7 protein-coding genes are annotated in these 8,049 nt (G+C 65.5%); 5 read left to right on the forward strand and 2 right to left on the reverse strand.

The window, feature by feature from the left end:
- Together ABWP09_RS12000 and ABWP09_RS12005 are read right to left on the reverse strand one after the other, a co-directional pair.
- The coding region (locus ABWP09_RS12000) for a dienelactone hydrolase family protein (RefSeq protein WP_502959796.1) at positions 1-668 on the reverse strand (668 nt) is incomplete at its 3' end.
- Positions 669-726: 58 nt separating this feature from the next.
- Positions 727-2,508, reverse strand: coding sequence for a methyl-accepting chemotaxis protein (locus ABWP09_RS12005; RefSeq protein WP_353205367.1), 1,782 nt, complete (start codon positions 2,506-2,508; stop codon positions 727-729).
- A gap of 208 nt (positions 2,509-2,716) precedes the next feature.
- Here ABWP09_RS12005 and ABWP09_RS12010 point away from each other — a divergent pair, with 208 nt between their 5' ends.
- From ABWP09_RS12010 to atpD, 5 genes are all read left to right on the forward strand, one after another.
- On the forward strand, positions 2,717-3,271 hold the full coding sequence (locus tag ABWP09_RS12010) for a F0F1 ATP synthase subunit delta (protein WP_353205368.1): 555 nt from the start codon (positions 2,717-2,719) through the stop codon (positions 3,269-3,271).
- Between the two features lie 3 nt (positions 3,272-3,274).
- Positions 3,275-4,804 carry a F0F1 ATP synthase subunit alpha gene (gene atpA, locus ABWP09_RS12015; protein WP_353205369.1) on the forward strand — a complete coding sequence of 510 codons (1,530 nt, stop codon included), beginning with the start codon at positions 3,275-3,277 and terminating at the stop codon, positions 4,802-4,804.
- 167 nt (positions 4,805-4,971) lie between these two features.
- Positions 4,972-5,853, forward strand: a complete 882-nt coding sequence (locus ABWP09_RS12020; protein WP_353205370.1) for a F0F1 ATP synthase subunit gamma — start codon at positions 4,972-4,974, stop codon at positions 5,851-5,853.
- On the forward strand, positions 5,854-6,537 hold the full coding sequence (locus ABWP09_RS12025; RefSeq protein ID WP_353205371.1) for a hypothetical protein: 684 nt from the start codon (positions 5,854-5,856) through the stop codon (positions 6,535-6,537).
- Positions 6,538-6,540: 3 nt separating this feature from the next.
- A partial coding sequence (gene atpD / locus ABWP09_RS12030) for a F0F1 ATP synthase subunit beta (protein WP_353205372.1) occupies positions 6,541-8,049 on the forward strand: 1,509 nt, incomplete at its 3' end.

Here is an 8,049-nt window from a genome sequence, read left to right on the forward strand (position 1 = left end):
TTCGCCTCGAACAATTCGAGCGTGCGCTCGCGCGCGAGATCGGCGCTGGGTTCGTGATAATCCTTGCGCCGGTCCGAATTGAAGCCGTGGCCGGCCTCGTACACGTAAACCGTCGCCGCGGGCCAATCCTTGGCGATGACCTTGTCGACGCCGTCCATCGGAATGCCGCTGTCATGGCGTCCAAAATGGAGGATGACCGGCACCTTGGGTTCCTCGTCCGCCGCGGCCGGGATCAAGCTGCCATAATAGCCCGAGGCCGCCGCCACATTGTGCATCCGCGTCGCGGCGAACCACGCGATTGATCCACCATAGCAATAGCCGACGACAAACACGGGGCCCTTGTCCGACAGCGCATCGACGCACGTCTGCACATCGGCGAGCGAGAGGTCGAAGGGATGGAGTTCGCGCGCGAGCTGGACGGCACGCGCGAACCCCTCGCCCGAATAATCCGCTTCGAAGCCGGGATGTTCGCGGTCGAACACCGCGGGCGAAAGCACTTCATAGCCATCGGCGGCATATCTATCGCACAAATCGCGAATATGGTCGGTAATGCCGAAAATTTCCTGGACGAGCACGAGGCCGCCCTTGCGTACACCCGTCGGCTGGACGTGATAGACGGCGATTTCGGCGCCGTCGGACATCGTCATCTTTGCCATCGTGCCGATCATCGATTCGCTCCGCATGCTAGGGTTGCGGACCCTCGCTAGCGCCGTTCGCCGCGCCGCGCTACGCCGCGCGCACGTCGGCGATCAGGCGGTTGATCTGGGCGCGTAATTGCTCGACCCCGCCGGCCACATCCCCCGCCGTGCGCGTCACCTGATCGGCGGTGTGGCGCGAGCGTTCGGCGCGTTCGCGCAATGTCTGCATATTGGCCGCGGCATCGGCGGTCCCGTCCTCGACTTCGGCGATGGCGTACGCGATCGCTTGCGTCATGCCGCGTTGTTGATCGACCGCGCTCGCGACGTTCGCCGAGGACTGATCAAGCTCCGCCACCAGCGCATCGACCGATTCGATTGTCGCGAGCACGGTGTCGCTGGCGGTGCGCACGGCGGCAAGACGCGCCTCGATCCGCCCGGCGGCGGTTTGCGTCTGGCGCGCCAGCCCCTTCACTTCATCGGCGACGACCGCGAAGCCGCGCCCCGCGTCGCCCGCGCGCGCCGCCTCGATCGTGGCGTTGAGCGCGAGCAAATTGGTCTGGCCGGCGACCGCCGCGATCAGATCGAGCACCGCCGCGATCTCCGCGATCATTTCGCCAAGCGATTCGGCCCGGTCGCGCCCTTCGAGCGTGCGCACGCGGACGGTGGCGACGCTGGCGCGCGATTCGTTGGCCTCGCGGCTGATCCGCTCGATCGCCCCGGCAAGCGCGGCGGCGGAGTGGGTGATCGTGCGCGCGTTATTGGCGCTTTGATTCGCAATCGCGGCAGTCGCCATCGCTTGCTGCTCGGTCGCGCCGGCCTCGGCCGACATCGCGCCCGCCGTCTCGCGCAGCGCGGGGCCCGCCGATGCGAGTTGCCGGACCGAGCCGCCCGCCTCGACCTCGAACGCCTCGAACAACGCATCAAGGTGCGCGGCGCGGCGTGCGCGGGCGTCCTGTTCACGGCGTTCGCGCTCGCTGACTGCGTCGGCGGTGCGGCGCGCTTCCTCGCGCAAACCCCGGGCGTCGGCCGAACGTTGCCGCGCAAAAGCGAGCGCGCGCGCAATGTCGCCAATCTCGTCGCTGCGGTCGAGCGCGGGTATCGGCATGTCGGCGCGCTCCAGCGTAATGTCGCGCGTCGCCTCGGCGATCAGCGCGAGCGGGCGCTCGACGCGGCGGCTCAACATCCGCATCCCCCACAGGGCGACGAGGATCGCGGCAAGCGTAATGACCGCAACGAGAATATAGACCTGCCCGAAGCTTTGCTCCAGCGCGACGCGCTCCTGCGCCGCGTCGCTGCGCAAATCCGCGATCAGCGTGCTGCTCGTCGCGGTCAGCGGGTCGATCGCAGCATACAGCGCGCCGCTGACGAAAAAATCGAGCTGTTCGGTGCGGCCCACGCGCAACAGATCGAGCAGACGATCGAGCGCCGCATCGGCATCACGCCGCGCCGCCACGACCTGCGCGACTTCGGCTGTCCGCCGCGCATCAAGATTATGGCCCGTGAAGGCCGCCCAGCTCGTCGCGATCTCGGCGCGGGCCCCTTCGATCGTCGCGACCGCGCCCAGCGCCGACAGATTCCCGCTGCGGACCTTGTGCGCCGTGAGCAGCGCCGTCGCATAGCTTGCATTTACGCGTTGCACCTCACCGATCGGATAGAGCCGATCCATCACCAGCACCGTCACACGGTGGCTTGTCGCCAGCGTCGTGCCGATCAGCGCGAGCGCCAGCAACGCTTGAATCGCGAGCAGGGCAACGACGATCCGCCGCAACTGCGCGCGCATGTTACGCCCCCCCGCCTCCCACTGGTCGACCCAGCGCGCAAGAGGTGCAGCAAGACTCGGGAGCGTGCGTGGCAGGGCGATGCGGTTCATGGCGTGTGCTTTGCACGCAAAGCCGCCAACGAATGGTTAAGTAAATGTTACAGTTGCGTGAAACACCCCCGCTGCACATTGCGCCGCCGCACCGCTTGCATCCGCCCCGACCCGATGCTAACCGCCCGCCATCCCATCGGCAGGCGCAGTCTCTCGCGCCTTCCATCTGCATGGGGCCACCATTCGTGCCCAAGAGGACCCCAATCGCGTGGAGACATCCGGCGGTATTCAAGCAAGCTTAAGCGGACGCTATGCGACCGCGTTGTTCGAGCTCGCGCGTGACGGCAAGGCGATCGACGCAGTCGAGGCGAGCCTTGGCCGCGTGCGCGAGACGATCGCGCAGTCGAGCGAATTCGCAGCCCTCATCGCCAGCCCGATCGTCTCGCGCGGTGCCGCCGCGAAGGCGATTGCCGCCGCCGCCGAGCTGATCGACGTCGATGACACGACCGCGAAGTTTCTCGGCGTGCTGGCGGAAAATCGCCGCTTGGCGAAGCTTCCGGCAATCATCCGCGATTTTCGCAATCTCGCCGCGCGCCATCGCGGCGAGACGACGGCGGAAGTGACCTCGGCGCACCCGCTCAGCGATGATCAGGTCGATGCGCTCAAGCAACAGCTGCGCACCCGCATCGGTACCGATGTTTCGGTCGATCTCTCGGTCGATCCCGCACTTCTCGGCGGTCTGGTCGTCCAGATCGGCTCGCAACGGATCGATTCGTCGATCCGCACCCGTTTGAACTCACTCGCGCTCGCGATGAAAGGCTAAATCATGGACATCCGCGCCGCAGAAATTTCGAAGGTCATCAAGGACCAGATCGCCGCGTTCGGCACCGACGCACAGGTCTCCGAAACCGGCCAGGTGTTGTCGGTCGGTGACGGCATCGCGCGTATCCACGGGCTCGACAACGTCCAGGCGGGCGAAATGGTCGAATTCTCGAACGGCGTGCAGGGCATGGCGCTCAACCTCGAGGCCGACAATGTCGGCGTCGTGATCTTCGGGTCGGACTCGCAGATCAAGGAAGGTGACGTCGTCAAGCGCACCGGCACGATCGTCGACGTTCCCGTCGGCAAGGGCTTGCTTGGCCGCGTCGTCGATGGCCTCGGCAACCCGATCGACGGCAAGGGCCCGATCGTTTCCGACCAGCGCAGCCGCGTCGAAGTCAAGGCACCGGGCATCATCCCGCGCACCTCGGTCAACGAACCGGTCCAGACCGGGCTCAAGGCGATCGACGCCCTCGTCCCCGTCGGCCGTGGCCAGCGCGAGCTGATCATCGGCGATCGCCAGACCGGCAAGTCGGCGGTCGCGATCGACACCTTCATCAACCAGAAGGCCGCGCACCAGGGCGATGACGAGAGCAAGAAGCTTTATTGCATCTATGTCGCGGTCGGCCAGAAGCGCTCGACCGTCGCGCAGCTCGTCCGCACGCTGACCGAGCAAGGCGCGATGGACTATTCGATCGTCGTCGCCGCAACGGCGTCGGACCCCGCCCCGCTGCAGTTCCTCGCACCCTATACCGGTTGCGCGATGGGCGAATATTTCCGCGACAATGGCATGCACGCCGTCATCGTCTATGACGATTTGTCGAAGCAGGCCGTTGCCTATCGTCAGATGTCGCTGCTGCTGCGCCGCCCACCGGGCCGCGAAGCCTATCCCGGCGACGTCTTCTATCTCCACAGCCGCTTGCTTGAGCGTGCAGCGAAGATGAACGACAATAATGGCGGCGGCTCGCTCACCGCCCTGCCGATCATCGAAACGCAGGCCGGCGACGTGTCGGCCTACATCCCGACCAACGTGATCTCGATCACCGATGGCCAGATCTTCCTTGAGACCGACCTGTTCTTCGCGGGCATCCGTCCGGCGATCAACGTCGGCCTGTCGGTCAGCCGCGTCGGCTCGGCCGCACAGACCAAGGCGATGAAGAAGGTCTCGGGCTCGATCAAGCTCGAGCTCGCGCAGTATCGCGAAATGGCGGCGTTCGCGCAGTTCGGGTCGGACTTGGATGCTTCGACGCAGAAGCTGCTCAACCGCGGCGCGCGCCTGACCGAATTGCTCAAGCAAGCACAGTTCGCGCCGATGCCGTTCGAAGAGCAGACCGTGTCGATCTTCGCGGGCACGCAAGGCTTCCTCGATACCGTGCCGGTCAATGCCGTCGTCCGCTATGAGCAAGCGATGCTGACCGTGATGCGCACCGATCATGCCGATCTCCTCACCGACATTCGCGACAAGCGCGACCTGTCGAAGGAGACGACTGAAGCGCTTAAGACCGCGCTGGGTGCGTTTTCGAAGACGTTTGCGTAGCCAATTTAGCCCTCTCCCGCCTTCGCGGGAGAGGGTTGGGTGAGGGCCTTCTTCTTATCGACGCTCGAATAGAAGCAGACCCTCACCGACTTCGACTAGGCCGCTTCGCGACCAAGTCTCCGTAGCCTCTCCCGCCAAAGCGGGAGAGGGTCAGAAGGAAGAAAGCGTTGGCCTCTCTCAAGGCTCTAAAGGTCCGCATCGGCTCGGTGAAGTCGACGCAGAAGATCACCAAGGCGATGAAGATGGTCGCCGCCGCGAAACTGCGCCGGGCGCAGGAAGCGGCGGTCGCCGGGCGTCCCTATGCCGAGCGGCTCGAAGCCGTGATGGCGTCGCTCGCCGCCAAGGTTTCGGTCAGCGAGAGCAGCCCCAAGCTGCTCGCCGGCACCGGTAACGACCAGACGCACCTCATCATCATCGCGACCTCCGAGCGCGGCCTGGCGGGCGCGTTCAACTCGAACATCGTCCGCGCCGCACGCCGCAAGGCCGAGGAGCTTGAGGCGGCGGGCAAGACCGTGATGTTCTACATCGCGGGCAAGAAAGGCCGCGTGATCCGTCGCTTTTTCCCGAAACAGATCGCCGCCGATCACGAGATGAGCCACATCAAGACCGTCGCCTTCGCCGATGCGCGCGCGATCGCCGACGATGTCATCGCCCGGTTCGAGGCGGGCGCGTTCGATATCGCACATCTGTTCTACGCCCGCTTCCAGTCGGCGCTGGTGCAGGAGCCGACCGGCCGCCAGATCATCCCGGTCGCGATCGACCTCAACGCGGCCCCCGTGTCGGATGGCGGCGCAGCGGTCGAATATGAGCCCGACGAGGAAACGATCCTCGCCGATCTGCTCCCGCGCAACGTCGCGATTCAAGTGTTCCGTGCGCTGCTCGAAAACGCCGCATCGGAGCAGGGCAGCCGCATGACCGCGATGGACAATGCCACGCGCAACGCCGGTGACATGATCAACCGCCTGACGATCCAGTATAACCGCAGCCGTCAGGCCGCGATCACGACCGAGCTGGTCGAGATCATCTCGGGTGCCGAGGCGCTCAAGTAAGTGAAGATCGCGCGCGCCTTGCCGATGATGCTGTGTGCGGCCCTCGCCGCATGCGGCGGCGCGCCTGTGTCCAACACGGTCGATCCCGCCAACACCATGGCGAACGATTTGCTCGATCCGGCGAAGGAAATGGCGCGGCGTTGGGGCACGGTGTTCACCGACGCCGACATGCGCACGCGCGCCGCCAAGGATCTTGGCTACACGATCGCGCCGATGACCGCTGGCGCGCCCGGCACGTTCGCCGCGAAGAGCGACGAACAGGTGATCCAGCTCCCGCATTCGCCGATCAAGACGCGCAGCACGCTCGAAGCATCGGGGACGACGGCCGCTCTGGTCGATCGCTACGTCTTCACCTTCACCGCCACCGGCGATGACGGGCGCGACAGCAAGTCCGCCAGCGATGTCGACAAGACGCCGCTGCGCGTGTTGTCGGGCTTCCTCGGCCGCTTCGACGTCCAGCCGACCGACCCGATCAAGGCCGGCATCAAATCGCTGCAGCCCGTCGATGTCAGCCTGCCCGGCGCGCGGATCGTGTTCGATCCGGGCCCGATTGCCGACCTCAAGCACAAACGCAACCGAAGCACGATGGTCACGATCATCCGCCCCGGCGCGAAAAACCCGACCTTACCCCAAGATCAAGCCGCCCCCGCAAAAGCCGCCCAAGACAAAGCGACAAGGAAGTAACAGATGGCCACCGCAGCCCCAACCGCCGACAAGCCCGCCCGCAAGCCACGCGCGCCCAAAGCCGCAGCCCCGACGGTTTCGGCACCCGTAGCAACGACCAACAGCGTCGGCCGCATCAGCCAGGTCATTGGCGCCGTCGTCGACGTGACCTTCGAGCAGGATCGCCTGCCCGCCATTCTCAACGCGCTTGAGACCTCGAACAACGGCAACCGCCTCGTGCTCGAAGTCGCGCAGCATCTCGGCGAGAACACCGTCCGCACGATCGCGATGGATTCGACCGAGGGTTTGACGCGCGGCCAGTCGGTCACCGACACCGGGTCGCAGATCCGCGTGCCGGTCGGCCCGATGACGCTGGGGCGCATTCTCAACGTGATCGGTGAGCCGATCGACGAGCGTGGCCCGGTTGGCCACACCGAGACGATGCCGATCCACGCGCCCGCGCCGTTGTTCGTCGATCAGTCGACCGAGAGCGCGATTCTGGTCACCGGCATCAAGGTCATTGATCTGCTCGCGCCGTATGCGAAGGGCGGCAAGATCGGCCTGTTCGGCGGTGCCGGCGTCGGCAAGACCGTGCTCATCCAGGAACTGATCAACAACATCGCCAAGGGCCATGGCGGCACCTCGGTGTTCGCGGGCGTTGGTGAGCGCACGCGCGAGGGCAACGATCTCTACCACGAATTCCTCGACGCAGGCGTCATCGCCAAGGATGCCGACGGCAACCCGACGCCCGAGGGTTCGAAGGTCGCGCTCGTGTTCGGCCAGATGAATGAGCCGCCGGGCGCGCGCGCGCGCGTCGCGCTCTCGGGCCTGACGATCGCCGAATATTTCCGTGACGTCGAAGGCCAGGACGTTTTGTTCTTCGTCGACAACATCTTCCGCTTCACGCAAGCCGGGTCGGAAGTGTCGGCACTGTTGGGGCGTATCCCGTCGGCGGTGGGCTATCAGCCGACGCTCTCGACCGACATGGGCGCGCTGCAGGAGCGCATCACCTCGACCAACAAGGGCTCGATCACCTCGGTGCAGGCGATCTACGTTCCGGCCGACGATTTGACCGATCCGGCCCCGGCCACCTCGTTCGCGCATTTGGACGCGACGACCAACCTCAACCGCGCGATTTCGGAGCTGGGCATCTACCCGGCGGTCGATCCGCTCGACTCGACCAGCCGCGTGCTGACCCCGGCAATCGTCGGGCAGGAGCATTACGACACGGCGCGTCGCGTGCAGGAGACGCTGCAGCGCTACAAGTCGCTGCAGGACATCATCGCCATTCTCGGCATGGACGAGCTGAGCGAAGAAGATAAGCAGATCGTCAGCCGCGCGCGCAAGATCCAGCGCTTCCTGTCGCAGCCGTTCTTCGTGGCGCAGGTGTTCACCGGCATCGAAGGCAAGTTCGTGCAGGTCGAGGATACGGTGAAGTCGTTCAAGGCCGTGGTCGAGGGCGAATATGATCATCTGCCCGAGAGCGCCTTCTACATGGTCGGCGGCATCGACGAAGTGATCGCCAAGGCCGAG

This window comes from Sphingomonas sp. (assembly GCF_040398505.1).
GTDB lineage: Bacteria > Pseudomonadota > Alphaproteobacteria > Sphingomonadales > Sphingomonadaceae > Sphingomonas.